We start from the raw sequence: 22,651 nt of genomic DNA, 5'->3' as shown, positions 1-22,651 counted from the left end.
ATGTAAATTATGAGAATTTCTTGAAGTCATTTCGAGATGTTCGACTGCGTAATAGGCGCCACGTGGGAGCGGGCTAGCCCTGCGATCTGGCCAAGCGTCATCGCTGGGCAAGCCCGCTCCCACAACACCTCCCGATCAATCGGGCCTGTCGATCAAGGCTCGGCAATCCCCGTGGTATCGCCGATCAGCGTCTGCGCCTTGAGCGGCACCGGTGCCGCCTTGCGCAGCGCCGCCACCTGCCCCGCAGTCACCGCCGCGGCCTGGTTGCCCCAGCTGCTGCGAATGAAGTTGACCACGTCGGCCACTTGCTGGTCCGACAGCCGCCAGGCGAAGCCGGGCATGCTGAACGTCGACGGCGCGCTCGCCGTGGCCGGTAGGGTCGCGCCTTCCAACACGATGTGGATCAGCGAGGTAGCATCCTGCCCCTGCACCACCGGATTGCCCGCCAGAGCAGGGAACACCCGGGCATAGCCCTGGCCGTCGGTACGGTGGCAAGCCCCGCAGTTGTCCACGTACAACGCCGCGCCCGCCTTGCCGTCATTGCCTTGCCACAGCGCCTGGGCCACGCTGGGGTCCGCCTGGAACGGCTGGTCATCCGGGTTGCTCGGCGGCAAGGTCTTCAGGTAGCGGGCAATGGCCGTCAGGTCGGCATCGCTCATGTACTGCATGCTGTGCTCGACCACATCGCTCATGCCGCCGAACACCGCGGTGCGTTCATTGCGGCCGGTCTTGAGAAAGGCGACGATCTGCGCCTCGTTCCAACTGCCCAGGCCGTCCTTGTGGTCGCCGCGCAGGCTCTTGGCGATCCAGCCCTCGAGCGGTGCGCTGCCGGCCAGGAAGGAGTCGCCTTCGGTGGTATCCAGTGCCTTTTCCTGCATGGTGATCGCCCGTGGCGTGTGACACGCCCCGCAATGGCCCAGCCCTTCGACCAGGTAGGCACCCCGCGCCACCACCGGATCACGCCCTGCGGCTTCGAACGGCTTGACCTCGGGCGCGAACAACCCACGCCAGAACGCCAGCGGCCAGCGCATGCTCAATGGCCAAGGGATGTCGCTGGCCTTGTTTTGCTGCGCCACAGGCTGCACGCCGTGCATGAAGTAGACATACAGCGCCTGCATGTCCTGATCGCTGACCCGGGCATAGGACGGGTATGGCATGGCCGGATACAGCGTACTGCCATCCTTGCCGATGCCCTGGCGCACGGCGCGCTCGAAGTCTTCGTAGCGGTACTGGCCGATGCCGCTGGCGTGCGGGGTGATATTGGTCGAATACAGGGTGCCGATCGGCGTCTCCATCGGCAGCCCGCCGGCGAAGGGCTTGCCGCCCTTGGCGGTATGGCAGGCCACGCAATCGCCGGCACGGGCCAGGTACTCGCCCTGCTTGACCAAGGCTGGATCGACGCCGTCGGCGGCGTGCAGCAAGGTGCTCGCCCCCAGGCCGAGCATGGCGATGAACAGTGTCTTGAGTTTCATGACCGGCCTCCTCATGCCTGCACCAGTGGGCCGGGGTTCTTCAGGTAGCGTTCGCGGATCGCCCGCGCCGACCAGTAGGTCAACGCCGCCACCAGCCCGGTGGGGTTGTAGCCCAGGCCCTGGGGGAAGGCCGAGGCGCCAGGCACGAACACGTTATGCACGTCCCAGCATTGCAGGTAGCGGTTGAGCGCGCTGGTCTTCGGGTCGGTGCCCATGATGGCGCCGCCATTGAGGTGGGTGGTCTGGTAGGTGGAGGCATCGAAGTGCTGGCCGAAGGCCTTTTTCCCCGCGCTGATCGCCTTGGGCCCCATGGCTTCGGCGATCTTGCCCATGCGCTCGACCATGAAGCGGTTCATCTTCACGTCGTTGTCCTTCCAGTCGAAGGTCATGCGCAGCAACGGCTGGCCGTAGGCGTCCTTGTATACCGGGTCCAGGTCGAGGTAGTTGTCGCGGTAGGACTGGTGCGCGCCGTGGGCGTCCATCGACAGCATGTGCCGGTAGCTGTCGGCCACCGCGGCCTTCCAGCCACTGCCCCATTTCGGCGTGCCCGGTGGTACCTTGGTGCCGGAGATCGGCTTGGCGCCCGCTTGGTTGACCCAGAACGGCGAGCCGCCGACGAAACCGTGGGGGCCATGGTCGAAGTTGTCGGCGTTGAAATCGTCCACCGCCACACCGTTGCCGCCGGCACCGATGAAGGGGTTGGTATGGTGGCTGTCGCGGTCGAAGAACGCGGTCACGGTGGAGATGTTCTGGTAGGCGAAGTTGCGCCCCACCACCCCCTGGTTGCTGACCGGATCGTAAGGCTTGCCGATGCCCGAGAGCAGCATCAGGCGCACGTTGTTGTACTGGAAGGCGCCGAGGATCACCAGGTCGGCCGGTTGCTCGACCTCGCGCCCCTGGCTGTCGACATAGGTCACGCCGGTGGCCAGGCGTTTGTCCTCGGTCAGGTTGACCCGCAGCACATGGGCATTGTTGCGCAACTCGAAGTTGGGCACCTGGCGCAGGGCTGGCAGGATATTAACGTTGGGCGAGGCCTTGGAGTACATGTAGCAGGCATAGCCGCTGCAGTAACCACAGAAGTTGCACGGTCCCATCTGCGCGCCGTAGGGGTTGGTGTAAGGCCCGGAGGTATTGGCCGACGGCAGGTTGTAGGGGTGGTAGCCGACTTCACGGGCGGCCTTCTCGAACAGTTGCGCCGACACGGTGTTGTTCTGCGCCACCAGCGGGAAGTCGCTGGAGCGGTCGGCGGCGAACGGGTTGCCACCCTTGTCGCGGCCCACCACCTGGCCCTTGATCGACCAGGCCGTGCCGGAGGTGCCGAACACCTTCTCGGCGAAATCGAAATGCGGCTCCAGCTCTTCGTAGCTCACGCCGAAGTCTTGGATGGTCATGCCTTCGGGAATGAAGGCCTTGCCGTAGCGCTCCTCGTAGTGGCTGCGCAGGCGCAGCTCCACCGGGTCAACGCGAAAATGCACGCCGGACCAGTGCAGCCCCGCCCCACCCGTGCCGGTGCCGGGCAGGAACGCGCCGAACTGGCGATACGGCACGGCTACGTCATTGACGCTGTGGCGCAGGGTCACGGTCTCGCGGGAGATGTCCATGAACAGCTTCTTGCGCGAGTTATAGGTCAGCTCGTCCATGGTCTGCGGGTAGACGCCATCCGGGTAGGTGTCCCGTGCCGGGCCACGCTCCAGGGCGAGCACCTGCAGGCCGGCCTCTGTCAGCTCCTTGGCCATGATCGCCCCGGCCCAGCCGAATCCGACGATGACTACATCGACTTTTTTCATCTGGCTCATGCTTCAACCCCGCTCGCCGCTGATGGAGACCGGCGGGAACGGATAACGCTCGTCGCGCTCCACCCAGTCCATGAAATCGGCGCGGGCGCCTGGGAAGCCCACCAGCTTCCAGCCGACCAACCCCTGATTGCCGCCGTGCAGCGGATCACTGAAAAAGCCTTCGCGGGTGTTGAGCCAGAGCATGTTGAAGAAGGTGGCCGCCGGCAACGAGGCAAACGTCGCCGTGCCGCCGTCCAGTGCCTCCAATGCCTGCTGCTGGCGCGCAAAGTCGAGCTGGGCGAACGCCTTGCCGAACCGCGCCTTGCACCAGGCATCGGTCTCGGCGATGCCCAGCCGGTAGATCTCCTGGGGGTTGAGCTTGAGCTGGTAGCCCAGCTCGCTGGGGGCGTCGGGGTGGAATGGCCCCTGCATGTACCACAGCCCGCCACTGCCGTAGCGGGTGTTGAGCTGGCGGTCGATGAACTCGGGCACGCCGGCATCGGCCGCGCCCGCGCCCAGGGCATCAGTGGGGATGAGCACGGCCACGGCGGCGCTGACGAAGGCCCACTCCTCCTGGGTGAAGAAGGTCGGCTGGTAGGCGCGCGCGGTAACCAGCCGGGCCGGTTCGGCGGCTGCCGGGGTGGCGCTGTCGGCGAGCACTGCGCCACCCAGTCCCGTGCTGGCGAGGGTCGCCACCGGGATCAGGGTCAGGGATTGGCGCAGGAACGCCCGGCGCGCCGGTTGCACGGAGGCGGGTTGGTCCTTGGACATGAGGATGTCTCTCTGTTGATCAGGTCATACGGGAATCGTCGCTCCTTTGGTGGGTGGGGCCGGGGCTGCTGCGCAGCCCTTTCGCCGGCAAGCCGGCTCCCACACCGACCGCGCCGCCCTGAAGCCAAGCGCCGTCCCTGTGGGAGCCGGCTTGCCGGCGAAAGGGGCGCGCAGCGGCCCCGACTCCTCGAAATCACACAAGAGCTGTTGTTATCAGGCAAACGAACGCTTGCCAGGTTCAACGCATACGCAACTCCCACGCCCTCGGGTTGACCAAGTTCGTCGGCCGCTCGCCAGCCAGCGCGGCCAGCAGGTTGTCCACTGCGCAGCGGGCCATGGCTTCGCGGGTCTCCAGCGTGGCCGAGCCGATATGCGGGGTGACCACCAGGTTGTCCAGTTGCAGCAGCGGCGAATCGGCCGCCAGCGGCTCCTGCACGAACACGTCCAGCCCGGCGCCGCGAATGCGCCGCTCGGCCAGGGCCTGGAGCAAAGCCGTCTCGTCCAGCACTCGGCCACGGGAGATGTTCACCAGGATCGCCGATGGCTTCATCAGCGCCAGCTGTGGCGCGCCGATCAGGTTCTCGGTCGCGGCGGTCAACGGCAAACACAGGCAGACGAAATCGGACTCAGCCAGCAATGCCTCCAGGCTGCGATGCGCGGCGGCGAACCGCGCCTCCACTTCGGGCCGCGGCTGACGGGTGTGGTACAGCACGCGCATGCCGAAACCGGCATGCGCGCGTCGGGCCAGGGCCTCGCCGATACGGCCCATGCCGACGATGCCCAGGGTCTTGCCCTGCACGTCGCAGCCGAACTGCGCCGGCCCGATCCCGGCCCGCCACTGACCGGCGCGAATCCAGCCGTCGAGCTCGACCACACGCCGGGCACAGGCCAGGATCAGCGCGAAACCGGTGTCGGCGGTGGTTTCGGTGAGCACGTCGGGGGTGTTGGTCAGCAGCACCCCGCGCTGATCCAGCGCCTCGATATCGTAGTTGTCCACGCCCACCGACACGCTGGAGATCACCTCCAGCTGCGGCGCCAGGTCGAGCAGCGCGCGGTCCAGGCGCAGGCTGGCGCCCAGCAGGCCATGGGCGCCCGGCAGCGCCGCGCGCAAGCGCGCCAGGCCATCGGCGGCCGGCGCTTCCACCAGGGTCACCTCGGCCTGCGCGTGCAGGCGCGCCATCAGTTCATCGGACAGGCGTTTGTAGGCGACGATGCGCTTTTTCATGCTGAGGCTCCTATCGGCTCGGCGCCAGGCTGTGCCGGCGCGCCTGTTGCAAGGGGTTGAGGACGGCGGTCAGGGCCACGGCCAGCAGCAGTGCACCGCACATGAACAGATACGAAGCGCCGGGGCCGCCGGTGACACCATTGAGGTAGCCGACCAGGTACGAGCCCGAGAACGAGCCCAGCGCGCCCATGCTGTTGATCAGCGCCATGGCGCCCCCGGCGACGTTGGCCGGCAACAGTTCGGGAACGATCGCGAAGAACGGCCCGTAGGGCGCGTACATGCAGGCGCCGGCGATCACCAGCAAGGCGTACGACCACCAGAAGTGCTCGGTACCCAGGGCATAGGAGCCGTAGAACGCCAGCGCGGCGATCAGTAGCGGCGGCCAGACGAAGCGCTTGCGCTTCTGCAGGCGGTCCGAGGCCCACGACACCCCGAGCATGGCCAGCACCGCCCCCAGGTACGGCACCGCCGACAGCCAGCCGGCGGTGACGATGTCCAGCGCGGCGGCCTGCTTGAGGATCGACGGCAGCCAGAGGACGAAGCCATACACGCCGATGCTCCAGCAGAAGTACTGCAACGACAGGATGATCACCGTGGGCGAACGGAATGCCTCGGCATAATTCTTCACCGGCTTGATGCCCTGCTGCTCGGCGTCCAGCGCTTGGCGTAGCGCGGCCTTCTCCCGGGCATCGAGCCACTTGGCCTGCTCCGGTCGGTCATCGACCAGGCGCCACCAGATGAACGCCCAGAGAATGGCCGGCGCGCCCTCGATGATGAACATCCAGCGCCAGTCGAACTGCTGCACCAGGTAACCCGAGACCACCGACATCCACAGGATGGTCACCGGGTTGCCGAGGATCAGGAAGGTGTTGGCCCGCGACCGCTCGGCGCGGGTGAACCAGTGACACAGGTAGATGAGCATGGCCGGCATCACCGCCGCCTCGACCACGCCCAGGAGAAAGCGGATGGCGATCAGCCAATAGACGTCGTGGACGATCCCGGTCAGCGTGGCCAGCCCGCCCCAGAGGATCAGGCTGGCGAAGATCAGCTTCTTCACGCTGCGCTTCTGCGCGTACAGGGCGCCCGGCACCTGGAAGAAGAAGTAGCCAAGGAAGAACAGCGCGCCGAGCAGCGACGACAGCGCCGGGGTGATCTTCAGGTCGTCGGCCATGCCCGAGGCCGCGGCGAAGCCGTAGTTGGCCCGGTCGAGGTAGGCCAGGCTGTAGGTGATGAAGACGATGGGCATGATGTACCACCAGCGTCTGGGGGCGAGTCGATCGATCTGCATGGGTGTTCTCCTGGTCTTGTTGTTCTTGTCACATCAGGTTGCGCGCAGGCCGGCGCTTCAGCGTGCTTCGCACACAGGGTTTTCGTGGTGGTCCAGTTCATGACGTTGCGGCAGGCCTTCCATGTCGCCGCGGCTCTGCACCGCGCGGCTGCCGCACCAGTTGCCGCGGGCCACGGCGCGGCGCAGCGGCAAGCCTTCGAGCAAGGCACTGATCACCCCGACGGCGAAGGCATCGCCCGCGCCCACGGTGTCCACTACCCGCGCGACCGGCTGGCCGGGCACCACGCCATGGGCACCCTGGGCATCGCGCCAGTAGGCGCCTTCGGCCCCCAGCTTGATGGCCACGTATTGCGCGCCCTGCTCAAGGTAGAACTCGGCGATGGCCTGCGGCGACTGCCGGCCGCTGAGCAGGCGCCCCTCCTCCAGCCCTGGCAACACCCAGTCAGCCTTGGCCGCCAGGGCGTTGACCTCGCGCACCATGGTCTGGCGGTCGGGCCACAGCGACGGACGCAGGTTGGGGTCGAAGGAGATGCTGCGGCCATTGGCGCGCATGCCGTCCAGCAACTGGTGGCACAGTTCGCGGCAACTGCCTGAAAGTGCCGCCGGAATGCCCGTGGCATGCAGGTGCCGGGCCTGCAACAACGCCGGCCGCACCAGTGCGGGCGACAGCCGACTGGCCGCCGAGCCACGGCGGAAGTACTCGACCCTGGGGTCGCGACCATCGTCGCAGCGCTCCTTGAGCTGGAACCCCGTGGGGTGCCCGGCATCGATCTCGACGCTGGAACAGTCCAGGCCTTCGCGGCGCAGGCTGTCGAGCACGAAGGCACCGAGCGAGTCGTCACCGACCCGGCTCAGCCATTGCACCCGCAGGCCCAGGCGTGACAGGCCGATGGCCACGTTGCTGTCGGCACCGGCGATGCGCTTGCCGAAGCCCTCGACCTGGGCCAGGTCGCCCGGCTGCGCCGCCACGAACATGGCCATGGTTTCACCGAAGCACAGCACGTCATGCTCAACCATGGCACACCTGCCCTTCCAGCTCGGCCAGTTGCGCGACCTGGCGTGCCGTCAGTGCCAGCAGGTCCTCGCCGGCCAGGGGGTACTCGATGGCACGCGGCAGGCCCGGGGAGAAATGCGTCATCAATTCGCGCCACTGGGCCAGGTCGAGGTCCTCGGGCACCACGGCCACCAGGCGCCCGTCGGCGCGCCGCGCCACCGCCTTGCAATGCACGTAGCGCACCCAACGCCCCAGCAATTGCGCGGCCAGCAGCGGCGACTCGTCGTGCCAGTACCAGTTGCCGATGTCGAAGGTCATGCCCGGCGCCACGCCTTGCGCCTGGGCCTCGCGAAAGAACTTCACCAAGGTCTGCAGCTGCCCGCCGTAGGGCGTCTGGTCGTTTTCCACGTACAGCGCCGTCTTGTGTTGCAACAGTGGCGCCAGCGCCAGTAAATCGCAGCCATCCTGGTAATGACCCAGCGACACCTTGAGCGCCACCGCGCCGATCTCGCTCGCCAGCTGCAGGCGCTGGGCAATCGCGGGCTCCAGGCTACCGTCCTCGCGCCACAGTTCCAGTGGCGTGGAGTAGAGACTCTGCAGGCCATGCTCGGCGGCCAGGCTGGCCAGGGTAGCGGCATCAGGCGCGGCGTCGAACAGCTCCTCGCGCCACTCCACCCGCCGCGCACCCGCCGCAGCGAGCAACGGCAGGTAGCTGGCCTGGCCCAACCGCCTCACGGCATCGGCCCCGAAACTCGACAAGCTGATGGAAACAGTGTGCGTGCGCATCGTGGTAGTCCTTGTTCTTGTGGATGAAACCGGTTTCATTTTTTCCCGGCAACAACGGCGTCCAGGGCGCCGTCAGTGTTGTGATCGGGTAGAGCCTCGCGCAATGAGCTGCGCGCGCAAATCCAGGCGCCGGGCCGGCAGAGGGCTGCCTTGCAGGCGCTCCAGCAGGCACTGGAACGCCGCAGCGCCGATGCGCCCGGTGGGTTGCGCCAATGCGCTGATGCCGTCGCCCACCAGCGGGTACCAGTCCAGGTCGTCCAGCGCCAGCAGGCCCAGGTCCTGGAACAGCGGCCCGCCCCTGGCGTGCAGCACCCGCACCACTTCCAAAGTGGCGACACCATTGCAACTGAACAGCGCCTGCGGGCCGTGCCCTGCCCCGGCGATGAACGCGCCCAGCTGCTCGGCGAGGCCCGGGCCTACCTCCAGCACCTGCCCGCGCAACCCACGACGCCGGGCGATGGAGGCCTGGAAGGCATCCACGCGCTCCTGCCGCGAGCTGGTGCCATCGAGTGGCTCGGTGACGGCGAGGATGTCGCGATAACCGTTGTGTTCAAGGTGATCGAGCGCCTGCTCGACGGCGTCGCTGTTGTCCAGGCCCACCAGATCCACCGGCAGGCCCGCCAGTTGCCGGTCGACCAGCACCATGGGCAGGTCGCGGGCCAGGCTGGCCAGCTCTCCGGCGCGGTGGCCCAGGGTGTTCACGATCAGGCCGTCGACGTTGTACGCCTGCAGGGCCTGCAGCTGGCTGCGCTCCTGGGCGTCGTCACAGTCGGTGTTGCACACCACCAGGCTGTAGCCGTGCTGGCGACAGGCCGTCTCGACAGCGTGCATCACCGCCACGGAATAAGGGTTGCGGATATCCGCCAGGAGCATGCCGACCAGCCCGGTGCGACCGCGCTTGAGGGCACTGGCCATGCGGTTGGGGCGATAGCCCAGGCGCTCGACGACAGCTTCGATCCGCTGCGCGGTTGCCTCGGCGAGCAGTTGCCGGTCCTCGCCCATATAGCGCGAGACGGTTGCCTTGGAGACGCCGGCCGCCTTGGCGACCTCGCTGATAGTGACCCGTCCGCGAACGGGAACTGCGTCTTTATCCACCCCTGAGCCCTTCTTGTAGGTGTTTGTGCAGGGTTGATGAAACCGGTTTCAATGAAATCAGGGATGGCCCATGCCGTCAAGTGGCGGGCTTTGTGCCAAAGCAGGCGCATACACTGCCAAACCCTCCCTCCTACCCTGTACCTCGGCCTTCGGAGCGGTATGGTGACACTTCGGACTTCGCTCGCCCTGCCCTGGAGATCGCCATGACCGCAGTGTTTCGTATCAGCCTGGTGCTAATGCTCGCCGGCATGGGGATGGGGGATATCGTGGTGGCCAGTGTCGGGCTGCTGGGCTTGTGCGCAGGGGCCGTGGTGCTCAGCATTCGCCAGGATGCGGTTGCTCAGCCGGCAAGAGAATCGGAGTTCATTGCCTAGGCCTGTGCCCACATGAAAGAAGCTTCATGATTGCCGCAGAGCCCTTGCCTGCGGGCCAGAGCAATGCCTGGCCAGCATTGCGCGGGGCGCTGCGCCTTGAGCCTCACTGCCTGCCCGCGTAGCATCGCCGCCCCACCCGCCGCTCCCCTGTGCTCATGCCGCAACCCATTCCCCTCAAGGACCACGAAAAGGAAAAGCACCTGGTCAACCGCCGGCTGCTGGCCTGCGCCCTGCTGGTGCTCGGCCTGGTCGCGGTGCTGGTAGGCCGGCTCTACGTGCTCCAGGTGTTGCAGCACGACCAGCAGTCGGCGGTGTCGGAAAACAACCGCGTGCATGTGCTGCCGATCCCGCCCGAACGCGGCCTGATCTACGATCGCAATGGCGTGGTGCTGGCCGACAACAAGCCCAGCTTCAACCTGACCATGACCCGCGAGCGGGCCGGCGATTCGAAGAAGGTGCTCGACAACCTGGCGCAAGTCCTGGGACTGTCCGAGGACGACCGTCAGCAGTTCGACAAGGACCTGCGCCGCGGCCGCAAGCCGTTCGAGCCGGTGACCCTGCTGGTCGGTCTGAGCGAGGAGCAGATCGCCCTGATCGCGGTCAACCAGTTCCGCCTGCCGGGGCTGGAGGTGGAGCCGCAATTCATTCGCGAGTACCCCTTGGCCGAACACTTCGCCCATTCGGTCGGCTACGTCGGACGCATCAACGAGAAGGAAGCCAAGAGCCTCGACAGCACCGCCTACCGTGGCACCCAGTCCATCGGCAAGACCGGCATCGAGCGTTTCTACGAGGACCAGCTGCATGGCCAGGTAGGCTACGAGGAAGTCGAGACCAACGCCCAGGGCCGGGTGATGCGCGTGCTCAATCATCACGACCCGGTGCCGGGCAAGGACATCGTGCTGAGCCTCGACGCCCACCTGCAGCAAGCCGCCGAGAAAGCCCTGGGCGATCGGCGCGGCGCGGTGGTGGTGCTCGACCCGGCCAACGGCGACGTGCTGGCGATGGTCAGCAACCCGGCGTTCGACCCCAACCTGTTCGTCAAGGGCATCAGCTTCAAGCAGTACGCCGCCCTGCGCGACTCCATCGACCGGCCACTGTTCAACCGCGTGCTGCGCGGGCTGTACGCCCCAGGCTCGACGGTCAAGCCCGAGGTGGCCATCGCCGGCCTCGACAGCGGCGTGATCACCCCCGGCAGCCGGGTGTTCGACCCCGGCTACTACGAGTTGCCCAACTACGAGCACAAGTACCGTAACTGGAACCGCACGGGCGATGGCTGGGTCGACCTGTACAGCGCGATCATGCGCTCCAACGACACCTACTTCTACGACCTGGCGCACAAGCTGGGCATCGACCGCCTGCACGACTACATGGCCGAGTTCGGCCTCGGCCAGAAGGTCTCGCTGGACATGTTCGAGGAAGCCCCGGGGCTGATGCCGTCCCAGGCGTGGAAACGCGCCACCCGGCGCCAGGCCTGGTTCCCCGGCGAAACGCTGATTCTCGGCATTGGCCAGGGCTACATGCAAGTGACCCCGCTGCAGCTGGCCCAGGCCACCAGCCTGTTGGCCAGCAAGGGCGTGTGGCACCGCCCGCACCTGGCCCTGACCATCGGTGGCCAGGCGCCGGTCGACCCGCACCCGATGGCGGATATCGTGCTGCACGACAAGCATGCCTGGGACCAGGTCAGCCAGGGCATGCAGATGGTCATGCACGACCCACGCGGCATCGCCCGCGCATCCGCCGCCGGCGCCCAGTACCGCATCGCCGGCAAGAGCGGCACCGCGCAGGTGGTGGCGATCAAGCAGGGTGAGCGCTACAACCGCAACAAGACCCTCGAGCGCCACCGCGATAACGCCCTGTTCGTCGGTTTTGCCCCGGCCGATCACCCGGCGCTGGTGGTGGCGGTGATGATCGAGAACGGTGAAGCCGGCGGCCGCGTGGCGGGGCCGGTGGTGCGCGAGGTGATGGATGCGTATCTGCTGGATGAGCAGGGACATTTGAAAGAGCGGTATGCAACGTGGTCACAGACCAAGGTTGTTCCTCACAGCTGATCGGTACTACTTCGGAGCGGGACAACCGGTTGGCTTCATCCCCGAAGCACCGTGGGTATCCCAGCCAGCAGCACACTTTCAGGACGGCTCGCCTGCCATCACTCGTTGCCCCATGTTGGTCTTCAATCTGCTGAGCATCGTTTGCAACCAAGGTTCCTCGAGAGGCCCTCGCTCTTTTTCCAGCGTTTCAATGATGGCAAACACCACCTTGCAATCAATGACGTGATCCAACTCAATCCCCTCTACATACTGGTTGTCAGCCAGGAACCAGGCCGCAAACGTCATCAACGCTTCGATACTGGACAATTGCTCCGTCATCGAGCGCCGCATGTCTTCGCCCCACTTGCCGCTCTCGACCAGACAACGTACCAAGTCCGGGGAGGCAATGAATTTCAGTAACTTTCCTGAACGCACCGCTTCGCCATAGCGAGGCATTTCTTTTTGCAACAATGCCGATATTTCCTCCTCGCTGAAGAACGTCCTGGCTTCTTTCGCTTGGCGCCAGCCAAACATTCCGTGGGCCCGGAAGTGGTGGCTCAATAACCTGGGCACAAGCTGCAGATCCCCGCCGCGTGTCAGGTTTTCCACGATATCTTTGAGCTGTGTCTGAACCAGAGATCCTGACTCGAAGAATTGCCAAAGCCCGTCGGCGGCGCTTCTTGCCAGGCCAGCACGATCCTCAACGCCCCGAAGCCATTCATGGCGTCTCTCCAGAACCCTGGAAACGGCCAACCAGAAGACACCATGACGCGGGAAGCGCTGCTCGATGAACAGGTCCTTCAGGCGATCCAGCACGGCAGGTATCAGGTCAGCATCATGCAAGCTGCGCAGTGCCTCCTGCATAGAGGAAAGGTCATTGATGTCTACGAGCCTTGCCACCTCCGACAGCGTGACCATCCCTGGAGGGTCTCCCAGATACAGCACCCGTACCAGATTGCTGCGCTTACTCAAGTTACCGGTTTGCCACCCCCCTGAAGTGCGCTGCGACAGCCTGGGGAACAGCAATTTGAGCAATTCCGCCTGAGCTTCGGCCGTTGCTCCGAGCTCTTCGGTGATGACAATCGGTGAGTCATTCCGTCGCGACCGCCGAACTCGCTCTTCCTTGCCTGGATCATCGACAAGGCGCTCGAATTTCTCAGCCATGACATCACGCAACTGCGGAGTCTTGGACACGAGCCAGCAATAGCCCAGCAACTGATACGGGCAGATTTCCCCTTCGAGAATGTTCGCCAGGACCCTATAGGTCTCGACAAGCCGTTTGATATCTCGCGGTGTTCTGATCGAACTCACGACGCACTGCAGGATCACGCCTTGGTCGTTTTTCGAAGCGGCTTGCAGCGGACGACCAATGCTTTGCAACGAGGCTTTAAGCAATTGCTGCACTTCGTCTCCGAACAGCGGTCGCAGGGGGATAGCGAACTGAATGATCTTCTCCAGATAGTGCCCGCCTGTGCGGCGTCGTTCCTCGGCTGTCGTGCCTTTGCCCAATGCCTCTGTAACGCGGGCGCCATCATAGGCAACGAGGTATGAAATACCTTTGATGTCACCCACCGCCTTGACCAACTGCGCGATAGCACGTACATCCTCGTCTTCCACCCGATCCAGCTCATCGATAAGCACCACCACGGCAACATTGGCCTGGGCCAGCTTCGCTTCGAGCTCCTTTCGCTCTTCGTTGGCCGAAAGCGCGGTGGGTTTTACCAGCAGGGCAAGCCCCTTCACCAGATACTTTTTCCAGAAACCCGTCGCAATCTTCGTTCCCGTAAGTGCGTCAACTACTGAGGCAACGCCAGTACCCGTAAACTCGATAGCAGCCTTGTAGCGTGCAAGCTGCCCGCGCAGGGCTCCAATCTTTTCCTTGGGAGACTTTCCGAGCGCTTCGCGCAGGCTGTTGAAAAAAGCTTGTAGCAGCTCTTCACGACCTTTGAACAACCAGGGATTCAAGGTGGCGACGACTATGCCGTCGGTCTGCGAAAGCTTTTCACTCAGGAAATTCAGCACGCTCGACTTGCCAAGCCCCCACTCTCCAGTCAGGCCGACGACCACACCAGTGCCACGAATGATTCGCCTGCCATTTTTCTCTTCGATGTTGACCAGGGCCTTGACCAGGCTCTGCACGAACGGCCCACGGTCCAAGGCATCGTCCTCCAACTTGGTAAGCGGGCGGTCTTCTCGAGAAAGCTGTTTTTCAGTGTCCATGCGGCAATTGCAATCCTGGAGGGCAGAAGTAAACCATTGAATCGCGGATGATAAATTTCGGCGCGCGACCTTGCTGGTGCGCATCCTAGAACACATGATTACATCGGCCAACAACGAAGCACGCGTTGAAACCTACGTCCGCCACCCCGCCGAGCCGGAGCCACTCATGTCCACCTTTAGCAATCCGCAACATGTCGCCCACTATGCCGATGGGCCCGTGCGTCAGGTGCCAGGACTCCAAGCCCTGCATCAGATGGCCAGCCTGTTATTGGCCGAGAAGGTGCCCGAGGACGGCCAGGTGCTCGTACTTGGTGCCGGCGGTGGTCTGGAACTCAAGACCTTCGCCCTCGCCCACCCAGGCTGGCGTTTCCTCGGAGTCGATCCCTCCGCCGAAATGCTCGGTCTGGCCCGGCAGACCCTGGGAGATCTGCTCCCTCGCGCCACGCTGCACGAGGGTTACATCGATACCGCACCTGATGACCTGCATGATGGGGCTACTTGCCTGCTGACGCTGCACTTCCTGGACGCAGCGCAGCGGCTGCAGACCCTCAGGCAGTTGGCACGGCGCCTGAAGCCCGGTGCCCCGCTGGTAGTCGCACACCACAGTTTCCCGCAAGTCGAACCAGACAAGACTCGCTGGCTGCAACGCTATGCAGCCTTCGCCGAAAGCAATGGAGTCAACCGGGAGCAGGCGCAGAGCGCGATAGGTGCCATTGCCAGTCGCCTGCCACTGATCTCTGCCGAGGAAGATGAAGCCATCCTGCGCCAAGCCGGTTTCGAAGGGGTCGAACTGTTCTATGCCGGCTTCACCTTCAAAGGCTGGGTGGGGCATGTCGCTGGGCTTTAGTAATTGCCGCTCCCTGTAAAATAGAGTCCTGCTCAGATCACAAAGCAGTCCAAACGCGGAGCCGCACCAGCATCAAGTCAAGAGGTAGTCTGCTCCGCGCAGGCTACCAGTGCGCCGGTGATTGACGCTGAGCCCACTCCTACAGGCCTTCATTTACTCAACCAACAGTTCTCGGCATCAGGTCATAGGGGTGTTTCCACCCTGGCATATCCTGGATTCGCTGCTTCCAGGCTTCGATATGTTCGAACTCGGCAACCGCCAGGCCGGTATCCTCGGGCATGTACACATAGCCCGCCAGCGAAAGATCGGCGATGGTCAGCCGTCCACCCACCATGAACGGTGTCTTCGCCAGGTGCGCATCGACGATCTGGTAGGCCGCCCTGGCCCGCTCGCGCAGGAAGCGGGTGACATCCGACTCGCCCATCTGCTTGAGGCAGTAGATGAAGCGCAACGCCGCGTAGTAGCTGGTGAACTTGTGGTTGTCGAACAGCATCCAGCGCCAGATCTCGCGCTTCTCGTGATCGTCACGCGGGCCGAACTGGCCGGTGCGCTCGGCCAGGTAGTCGAGGATCAGCGCCGATTGGGTAAGTTTCTCGCCGGCATGTTCCAACACCGGCACCTCCCCTTGCTCGTTGACCGCGTCACGCCAGTCCTGCCCACGGGTCTGGCCATGGAAGAAGTCGACGAACACCGGCGCCCAGTCCTGGCCGGTGAGTTCCAGCATCAGCGCGGCCTTGTAGGCGTTTCCCGACTCGGCAAAGCAGTGGAGCGTATATTCGGCCATGGCATACGGTTCCTTTGATTGGCAGGCTGCAGGACAGCGAGCAAATCATGGGCAAAGGCCGAGGTCAATGTAGGCAAACTGAGCCGACGCCGGCAACTGCGCAGTTCGAACGCATCAGCACATACGCCTCACCGCCCTTGCGGTCCTGGTGCAGGATGAACGTCTCGTCCTGAACGCGCAGGCGGACAGCGGCGTTTGCGAATAGGGCTTGGGATTCCTATCAATTTTGCCAGTTGTCGAAGAACAGAACCTCGCTCAATGTCACCGCATTACCCTGCGAATAGCACAGCCATGGAAATCTACCGACGAACAACGCAGTACTCCACGATCCTGGCCATCGACTTCCAAGATTCCATCGTGAGGCATCAGAACACACGTGATGGAACGGCATTTTGCTATACAGCCTTCGGCCATACTCCTTTCAACAGTCGTGCGCTGCGCTTCACCGCACAGGTACATGAGCCCTTTGAGGGCTACGTGCTGGGCAAAGGCTATCGAGTGTACAGCCCCATTCTGATGCGTTTTTTTTCCGTGGACAGCCTGAGTCCTTTCGCTGAAGGAGGGATCAATGCTTACGCCTATTGCGGGGGCGATCCGGTCAACCACATTGATCCGTCAGGACATATGCTGCGGATGAACATGAGCAGTGCCCAAAGATCAAGTGCTTCCTCCACCCGCAAGCCCAAGAGCGTTCCTGTAGATTCTTCACGGAGAACGACCAGCAATTTCGCTCCCGAGGCTTTGTCCTCAACCGCAGGCTCCCGCCAACGTGTTCAGTCAGGTCAGCAATCAGGTACCCATGACACTTCGAACTCGCCGAAGGTTATACGCACTCATGGCACCACACCGGATTCGGATTCGGACTGGAGTTCGGGCTACGATGGCGATAGCGATAGCGATAGCGGGAATGCATCAAGCAAACGCGCCTACACAGAAGCGTCCGTGCGCGGCGTTCAAGTGTTGCCGAATATCAGCCAAAACGGCCGCATCAATCTCAGCGCCGTTAGAAATCAGCCAAGCGACATATGGTGGGTTCAGGAGAGGCAAGACAACTCAAGGAACTCCTGACCCCCGCCGCGGCTCTTATGAACATGCAGTAACACCCTTGGGCATCACCTTTCCGGAGGACTCGCCATGCGCCACTTACTGCTCGTTCCCTCGCTGCTGCTCCTGCTCCCTGCCGGTGCCGCCCTGGCCCGCGTCGATGCCGGGGACGTCGCCACCTCGGCGGGGGTCTCCGCCTCGCTGTACTCCACCTTCAAGGACGACAAACGGATCATCCCGGCCCGCGACGAGCTGTCGGCCTTTGTCGCCAGCGGCGGTGCCATTCGCGGGGCCTATCTGGAGGCGGCGCTGGCTGAGGTGCGCCAGGCCAATCCGGGGCTGCAGGCCAGTGACGAAGAGCTGGCCCAGGCGTTGCTGTCGCAGGATGACAGGTTGGCGGATCACTGACAGGCAAGGGGATTCAGGCACCGCTTGCGCGGTGCATCGCCGGCAAGCCGGCTCCCACAGGGTGCGCGTCACCCTTGAGTTCAGTGGGGGCCTGTTGCCGACGGTGTAGCTGGCAAACTGACTCAGCTTGCTCGGTTGGTCACACCGAACGGAATATGCACCGACGGCACCACCGTGCTGGTGCTCTTCAGGTGCCCGGACTGGTCATCGAAGAAGATGTGCGGCTTGAGCACCTGCAATACCCTGCGCTTCTCGATGCCGCCCAGGAAAAACGCGTCGTTGGCCATCACCCCCCAGCTTTTCAGGGTATTGAGCGCTCGCTCGTGTGACGGAGCGTTGCGCGCCGTGACGATCGATACTCGAAGGCGGTTCTCGTAACTGGGATTGGCCAGCTTGTGCTGTTCCTCGGCCGCCTGGATGCGGGCGATGCGCACGAAGAACTCCTTGAGCGGCCCCGGGTTGTGCGGCTGGGTGACATTGATCACTTCATGGGCGTGGAAACTGCCCAGGCCGCCCGACTGCATCACTGCTTCGGACTCATCGCCGGCCAGAACGCCATCGAAGTCGAAGGCGATGCGCAGGTTGTCGTCGCTTTCATCGTCGTCGAACTTCGAATCCAGCACCTGCCCAGCCGGGTAGCCGGCCTTGATCGCGGCGTCCACGTGCTGCTTGTCGGCGGACAGGAACAGCGCGATGTTCAACGCCGGAATGTACTCATAAGGCGAGCGGCCTTGGGTGAAGATCGCCCGGGTCATGTTCAAGCCGTAGTGACCGATGGTCTTCATCACTCGCATGCCGGTGTCCGGGTCGTTCTGCGACAGCAACACCACCTCCACCAGTGGATCCTCTGGATCGCCGCGCAGGTCATTGAGCGCCAGCAAGCGCTTGATGAAGGGATAGGCAATGCCCTTGCCCAGCGGCACGTCCAGATGCTGCTCCTGATACTTGCGGTATTGCGCCTCACCGTCGCGGCGGAACACGGCGTCCGACTCGCTCAGGTCGAACACGGCGCTGGAAGCGACACCGATGACCAGGCGATCATCCAGTTCGAAGGCCATGGGGCATTCCTTGTGTGGGTAAATGTTGTGCGCGATGCCGTTCAGCTTTCGCTGCGACCTTGCAGGCGCGAAGTCCAGTCCTCGACCTGGCGTTGCTCCAGGCGTTTTTCCAGGGTCCGGCGCCAGTTCGGCACCAGCGGCAGTTCCAGGCACTCGCGTAAGAGGCCGGGCTCCAGCTGCTTGTCGAACAGCACCGTCGAAAGCCGCGCCACCGACCACTGGGCATAGGGCCGCTCGACCAGTTGCAGGGTATCGCCCGCCTGTACCTCGCCCTCCTCCAGCACCCGGTAGTACCAGCCGGTGCGTCCGCTCTGCTGCACCCGCAGCGCCATCTGCGCCACGTCGAAGCGGTCGTTGAGCTTCCAGCACGGCATGCGCCCCTGGGAGATTTCCAGCAACGCCGTGCCGACACGGATACGGTCGCCCAGGCATACATCGGCCTCGCGCCAACCGCTGCTGCTGAAGTTCTCGCCGAAGGCGCCGGGCCGGGTCAGCAAGGGGTGTTCGCCGAGCTCTGCAGCCCAGTCAGGGTAGTGATCGCGAGGATAATGGTGGATGGCTTTCTCGAAGCCGCCGTGCACACGCAAATCGCCCTGCTCGTCACCGGTGATGCCGAGGAAGGTCAGCTGCAAAGGCCCCTGGCGCGGTTGCTTGTCGATGGCGCTGAAGGAACCTGGGCGGGTGAAAGGCCGGGCGCTGCCGGTGAGCAGGCTGTCCAGGCGTGGGCTGGGCGAGGTCATGCGGCGGGTCTCGTGGAAAGGACCGGGAGAGCTTACACCAGAGCCCGTGAGAGGCCCAACCGGCCGGTTGCTGGGGCTGCCTCCAAGCCCGCTCCTGCAGGCACGTGCTTGCCCCGAGCGTTTTCGAATAGCGCCTGAGTCCGCCAAGGTCGCCGCCACAGGGCTTCAGCCCAACGGTGCAGCCACCTCGGCCACCAGGAAGTCGATGAACACACGGACCTTCAGCGGCATGTGCCGGGCCTGGGGATACACCAGCATGAACGGTCGCGAGGTGCCGCCATACGCAGCCAGCACCTCAACCAGTTCGCCGCTGTCCAGGGCGTCCTGCACGGTGAACCGGTAGGCCTGCATCAAGCCGCCGCCATGACGCACCAGGGTAGTGGTGGCAAGAAAATCGCCCAGGCAGGTGAACGCGCCCTCGGTTTCCAGCTCGACCCATTGCCCATCGCGGCGAAAACTCCACGGAGGACGCCGGCCACTGCTGGGCAGCTCGAACTGAATGCATTCGTGCCCGGCCAGGTCTTCCAGAGTCTGTGGAACGCCAGCCCGCTTCAGGTAGTCCGGAGTGGCGACCACCACCAGCTCGGCATCCTCCAGGCGCCGGGCCACCAAGCGCGAGTCGGCCGGTGCGCGACCGCGAACCGCCAGGTCGAAATGCTCTTCGGCGAAATCGACGTTGCGGTTGCTCACATGCACATCCACCTGGACCCGCGGATAGCGTTGGCGAAAACGTGGCAGCAGTGGCAACAGGCGGTGATGGGCGTAAGGCGTCGGCGCACTGATGCGCAGGCAGCCTGCGGGTTCGAGCTGGCCACCGGTCACCTGGCGCTCGGCCTCCACCAACTGACCCAGTGCCTGACGGCAATGCTGGTAATAGGCCTGGCCGGCCTCGCTCAGGCGCATCTGCCGGGTGGTGCGCACGAACAGGCGCACGCCCAGGCGCTCCTCCAGGCGCGCCACCGAACGGCTCACCGCCGCGGGCGTGACACTGGCGAGGGTCGCGGCCTCGGTAAAGCTGCCGGCATCTGCGGCAAGGCAGAACAGCTCCAGGCTGCCCAGTTGCAGGTCATCGAAGTGGCGGGTCATGGGTGGCTCGATTGATTACATGATGTATCGATTGAAATGCCTCATGCCTCATTTTTCAAGTGGGCGTTGCAGCCTACAGTGCCTACACACCCGAGCACTGGCTCGAACCACTGGAGACTTTCCCCATGAGCACCGCAAGAACCGTCATCATCACCGGCGCCTCCAGCGGCCTGGGCTTCGCCCTGGCCCAGGCCTTCCTCGAGCGTGGCGACAACGTGGTCGGCAACGCCCGCACCCAGGCGCGCCTGGACCAGGCCGCCGCCCGCCTGGGCAACCCGCCAGGTTTTATCGGCGTGGCCGGCGACATCGCCGAGAAAGCCACCGCCGAGCGGCTGTTCGCCGCCGCCCAGGAAGCTTTTGGCCGGGTCGATATCCTGGTCAACAACGCCGGCATTTTCATCCCGAAACCGGTGACCGACTACACAGAGGCCGATGTCGACGCGCTGGTCGGCACCAACCTCAAGGGCTTCTTCTACCCCGCCCAGGCCGCCGCCCGGGTGATGAAGGCGCAGGGGCATGGGCATATCGTCGCGATTACCGCTTCGGTGGCGCTGCAACCGGACACCCGTGTGCCGGCACTGTTGCCGGTGCTGGTCAAGGGCGGGCTGAACCAGGCGGTCAAGGGCCTGGCGCTGGAACTGGCTGCCAGCGGCGTGCAGGTCAACGCCGTGGCCCCGGGGATCATCGACACCCCGCTGCATAGCGGCAACACCGAAGGCCTCGGCGCACTGTCGCCGAGCGGACGCACCGGCCAGCCCGAGGACGTGGTGAACGCCGTGCTGTACCTGACCGACGCGCGCTTCGTCAGCGGCGCCGTCCTGCCCGTCGACGGTGGCAGCACCGCCGGCACCTGGCACTGAAACGGGAGCCACGCACATGCCTTATGTCCATATCCGCGTCACCGAAGAAGGCGTCACCGCCGAACACAAACGCCAGCTGATCGAAGGCACCACCCGTTTGCTGGAACAGGTGCTGAACAAGCCACCGGCGAGCACCTTCGTGGTCATCGAGGAGGTGCCCACCGACAACTGGGGTGTCGCTGGCGAGACAGTGACGGCGCTGCGCCAGCGCGAACGTCGCTGAAGCCATCACGGGCGCAAGGGTAATGTCTGTCAGTTCGCGTCACTGGGGCTGCTACGCAACCCATCGCCGGCAAGCCGGCTCCCACAGGTACAGCGCGGAACTCACGAATTGCGCGGACCCTGTGGGAGCCGGCTTGCCGGCGAAGGGGCGCCTGCGCGCCCCGGGTTTCAGCCGCGGCCCACCGATCGTGCTACACGGTCCACCGCAATACGCGTCTTCTCCACCAGTTCGTCCAGCTCGCCACGGCTGGCCACCAGGGCCGGCGCCATGATCATCCGCCCCAGGGTCGAGCGGATGATCACCCCTTCCTCGAAACCAAAGGTGCGGCACTGCCAGGCCAGGTCGTTCTCGTTGGCGAAGCGCTTGCGCGTGGCCTTGTCCTCGGCGAACTGCAAGGCTGCCACCAGGCCGGTGCCCTGTACTTCACCGATCAACGGGTGATCGGCGAACACCTCGCGCAGGATGCGCTGCAGGTACGGGCCGGTGTCATCCTTGACCTGGCGCACGATGCCCTCGTCGCGCAGGGCCTTGAGATTGGCGATGGCTACCGCCGCCGCCACCGGGTGGCCGGAATAGGTCAGGCCGTGGGCAAACACCCCGCCCCGCTCCACCAGAGCCTCGGCGATACGCTTGCTCAGCACCAGGCCGCCCATGGGCACGTAGCCGCTGGTCAGACCCTTGGCGATGGACAGTGTGTCCGGCTCGAAGCCAAAGTGCTGGTGGGCGAACCATTCGCCGGTGCGGCCAAAACCACCGATCACCTCGTCGGCGCACAGCAGCACGTCGTACTGCCGGCAGATACGTTGGATCTCGGGCCAGTAGCTCTCGGGCGGGAAGATCATGCCGCCGGCACCTTGGAACGGCTCGGCAATGAAGCCTGCGACATTTTCGGCGCCCAGTTCGAGAATCTTCTCCTCCAGTTGCAGAGCGCAACGGCGGCCGAACTCCGCCGGGGTCAGCTCGCCACCGGCAGCGAACCAGTATGGTTCGTCGATATGCGCCACATCCGGAATCAACCCACCCATCTCATGCATGAACTTCATGCCGCCCAGCGCCGTAGCCGCCAGGGTCGAGCCGTGGTAGCCGTTCCAGCGGCCGATCATGATCTTCTTGCGCGGCTGGCCGACCACCTGCCAGTAACGCCGCACGGTGCGGATCAGCACTTCGTTGGCCTCGGAGCCGGAGTTGGTGTAGATAGCGTGGCTGTAGTGGCCGGGCAGCAGGCTGAACAGCAGCTCGGACAGCTCGATCACCGCCGGGTGGGTGGTGTGGAAGAACATGTTGTAGTACGGCAGCTGATCCATCTGCGCGGCGGCAGCGGCGGTCAGATCCTTGCGGCCATAGCCGAGCTGGGTGCACCACAGGCCGGACATGCCGTCCAGGTAGCGGCGACCATCGTTGTCCCACAGGTACAGGCCCTCGCCGCGGGTGATGACCCGCGGCCCCTCGGCGTTGAGCGCCTTCTGGTCGAGGAAGGCGTGGATGTGGTGGGCGGCGTCGCCAGCCTGGTAGTCGCGGGTATCGCGTTTGCCGGTCGCCGGGGTGATGGGTGCGTTCATTGTTGTTCTCCTCGG

General features: G+C 64.5%; 21 protein-coding genes. 7 read left to right on the top strand and 14 right to left on the bottom strand.

All coding sequences use genetic code 11. From position 1 onward, the window contains the following. Positions 1-152: 152 nt before the first annotated feature. The 8 genes from KSS90_RS11520 to KSS90_RS11485 form a co-directional block, all read right to left on the bottom strand. Positions 153-1,472 carry a cytochrome c gene (locus KSS90_RS11520; protein WP_217869485.1) on the bottom strand — a complete coding sequence of 440 codons (1,320 nt, stop codon included), beginning with the start codon at positions 1,470-1,472 and terminating at the stop codon, positions 153-155. Positions 1,473-1,483: 11 nt separating this feature from the next. After that, positions 1,484-3,259 (bottom strand): GMC family oxidoreductase, encoded by a 1,776-nt coding sequence (locus KSS90_RS11515; protein WP_437180089.1) that lies wholly within the window; start codon positions 3,257-3,259, stop codon positions 1,484-1,486. Positions 3,260-3,271: 12 nt separating this feature from the next. Then, on the bottom strand, positions 3,272-4,018 hold the full coding sequence (locus KSS90_RS11510) for a gluconate 2-dehydrogenase subunit 3 family protein (protein ID WP_217869483.1): 747 nt from the start codon (positions 4,016-4,018) through the stop codon (positions 3,272-3,274). A 238-nt stretch (positions 4,019-4,256) separates the two neighbouring features. Further along, on the bottom strand, positions 4,257-5,243 hold the full coding sequence (locus KSS90_RS11505) for a 2-hydroxyacid dehydrogenase (RefSeq protein WP_217869482.1): 987 nt from the start codon (positions 5,241-5,243) through the stop codon (positions 4,257-4,259). A gap of 10 nt (positions 5,244-5,253) precedes the next feature. Further along, on the bottom strand, positions 5,254-6,531 hold the full coding sequence (locus KSS90_RS11500) for an MFS transporter (protein WP_046855376.1): 1,278 nt from the start codon (positions 6,529-6,531) through the stop codon (positions 5,254-5,256). A 57-nt stretch (positions 6,532-6,588) separates the two neighbouring features. Then, the gene (locus KSS90_RS11495) at positions 6,589-7,548 is read right to left on the bottom strand and encodes a sugar kinase (RefSeq protein ID WP_217869481.1); all 960 of its coding nucleotides are present in this window, start codon (positions 7,546-7,548) and stop codon (positions 6,589-6,591) included. Continuing rightward, the gene (locus tag KSS90_RS11490; RefSeq protein ID WP_217869480.1) at positions 7,541-8,311 is read right to left on the bottom strand and encodes a sugar phosphate isomerase/epimerase family protein; all 771 of its coding nucleotides are present in this window, start codon (positions 8,309-8,311) and stop codon (positions 7,541-7,543) included. Before KSS90_RS11490 ends, KSS90_RS11495 begins: the two co-directional genes overlap by 8 nt. Before the next feature lie 72 nt (positions 8,312-8,383). Beyond that, positions 8,384-9,406 carry a LacI family DNA-binding transcriptional regulator gene (locus tag KSS90_RS11485; RefSeq protein ID WP_217869479.1) on the bottom strand — a complete coding sequence of 341 codons (1,023 nt, stop codon included), beginning with the start codon at positions 9,404-9,406 and terminating at the stop codon, positions 8,384-8,386. Between the two features lie 203 nt (positions 9,407-9,609). Between KSS90_RS11485 and KSS90_RS11480 the strand changes: the two genes are divergently transcribed. Together KSS90_RS11480 and mrdA are read left to right on the top strand one after the other, a co-directional pair. After that, positions 9,610-9,780, top strand: a complete 171-nt coding sequence (locus tag KSS90_RS11480; RefSeq protein WP_177182955.1) for a hypothetical protein — start codon at positions 9,610-9,612, stop codon at positions 9,778-9,780. A gap of 155 nt (positions 9,781-9,935) precedes the next feature. After that, on the top strand, positions 9,936-11,828 hold the full coding sequence (mrdA, locus tag KSS90_RS11475; protein WP_217869478.1) for a penicillin-binding protein 2: 1,893 nt from the start codon (positions 9,936-9,938) through the stop codon (positions 11,826-11,828). A 78-nt stretch (positions 11,829-11,906) separates the two neighbouring features. Here mrdA and KSS90_RS11470 read toward each other — a convergent pair whose 3' ends face one another. Next, a complete protein-coding gene (locus KSS90_RS11470) occupies positions 11,907-14,027 on the bottom strand; it encodes a KAP family NTPase (protein WP_217869477.1) in 2,121 nt (706 codons plus the stop codon). 166 nt (positions 14,028-14,193) lie between these two features. Between KSS90_RS11470 and KSS90_RS11465 the strand changes: the two genes are divergently transcribed. Beyond that, entirely contained in the window at positions 14,194-14,874 is a 681-nt protein-coding gene (locus KSS90_RS11465) for a class I SAM-dependent methyltransferase (protein ID WP_217869476.1), read from the top strand. A 157-nt stretch (positions 14,875-15,031) separates the two neighbouring features. On the opposite strand, the gene KSS90_RS11460 is transcribed toward KSS90_RS11465, so the two are convergent. Beyond that, positions 15,032-15,658, bottom strand: coding sequence for a glutathione S-transferase family protein (locus KSS90_RS11460; protein ID WP_217869475.1), 627 nt, complete (start codon positions 15,656-15,658; stop codon positions 15,032-15,034). A gap of 291 nt (positions 15,659-15,949) precedes the next feature. Between KSS90_RS11460 and KSS90_RS11455 the strand changes: the two genes are divergently transcribed. Further along, positions 15,950-16,726: an RHS repeat-associated core domain-containing protein gene (locus KSS90_RS11455; RefSeq protein WP_225933152.1), complete on the top strand. Its 777-nt coding sequence runs from the start codon at positions 15,950-15,952 to the stop codon at positions 16,724-16,726. Positions 16,727-16,792: 66 nt separating this feature from the next. After that, positions 16,793-17,110: a DUF2388 domain-containing protein gene (locus KSS90_RS11450; RefSeq protein ID WP_102684839.1), complete on the top strand. Its 318-nt coding sequence runs from the start codon at positions 16,793-16,795 to the stop codon at positions 17,108-17,110. Positions 17,111-17,232: 122 nt separating this feature from the next. On the opposite strand, the gene KSS90_RS11445 is transcribed toward KSS90_RS11450, so the two are convergent. From KSS90_RS11445 to KSS90_RS11435, 3 genes are all read right to left on the bottom strand, one after another. Continuing rightward, a complete protein-coding gene (locus KSS90_RS11445) occupies positions 17,233-18,168 on the bottom strand; it encodes a 5'-nucleotidase (protein WP_217869473.1) in 936 nt (311 codons plus the stop codon). A gap of 41 nt (positions 18,169-18,209) precedes the next feature. Continuing rightward, entirely contained in the window at positions 18,210-18,908 is a 699-nt protein-coding gene (locus KSS90_RS11440) for an MOSC domain-containing protein (protein ID WP_217869472.1), read from the bottom strand. A gap of 165 nt (positions 18,909-19,073) precedes the next feature. Further along, a complete protein-coding gene (locus tag KSS90_RS11435; RefSeq protein ID WP_217869471.1) occupies positions 19,074-19,994 on the bottom strand; it encodes a LysR family transcriptional regulator in 921 nt (306 codons plus the stop codon). 125 nt (positions 19,995-20,119) lie between these two features. On the opposite strand from KSS90_RS11435, the gene KSS90_RS11430 reads away from it, so the two are divergent. Both KSS90_RS11430 and KSS90_RS11425 read left to right on the top strand, forming a co-directional pair. Further along, positions 20,120-20,854: an SDR family NAD(P)-dependent oxidoreductase gene (locus KSS90_RS11430; protein WP_217869470.1), complete on the top strand. Its 735-nt coding sequence runs from the start codon at positions 20,120-20,122 to the stop codon at positions 20,852-20,854. Positions 20,855-20,870: 16 nt separating this feature from the next. After that, a complete protein-coding gene (locus KSS90_RS11425) occupies positions 20,871-21,077 on the top strand; it encodes a tautomerase family protein (protein WP_046855364.1) in 207 nt (68 codons plus the stop codon). A 167-nt stretch (positions 21,078-21,244) separates the two neighbouring features. Here the strand turns inward: KSS90_RS11425 and KSS90_RS11420 are convergent, their stop codons facing one another. Further along, positions 21,245-22,636 carry an aspartate aminotransferase family protein gene (locus KSS90_RS11420; RefSeq protein WP_217869469.1) on the bottom strand — a complete coding sequence of 464 codons (1,392 nt, stop codon included), beginning with the start codon at positions 22,634-22,636 and terminating at the stop codon, positions 21,245-21,247. Between the last annotated feature and the right edge of the window lie 15 nt (positions 22,637-22,651).

Origin of the sequence: Pseudomonas maumuensis (genome assembly GCF_019139675.1) — a bacterium.
Taxonomy (GTDB): domain Bacteria; phylum Pseudomonadota; class Gammaproteobacteria; order Pseudomonadales; family Pseudomonadaceae; genus Aquipseudomonas; species Aquipseudomonas maumuensis.
This window is presented reverse-complemented; position numbering and strand designations above follow the sequence as displayed.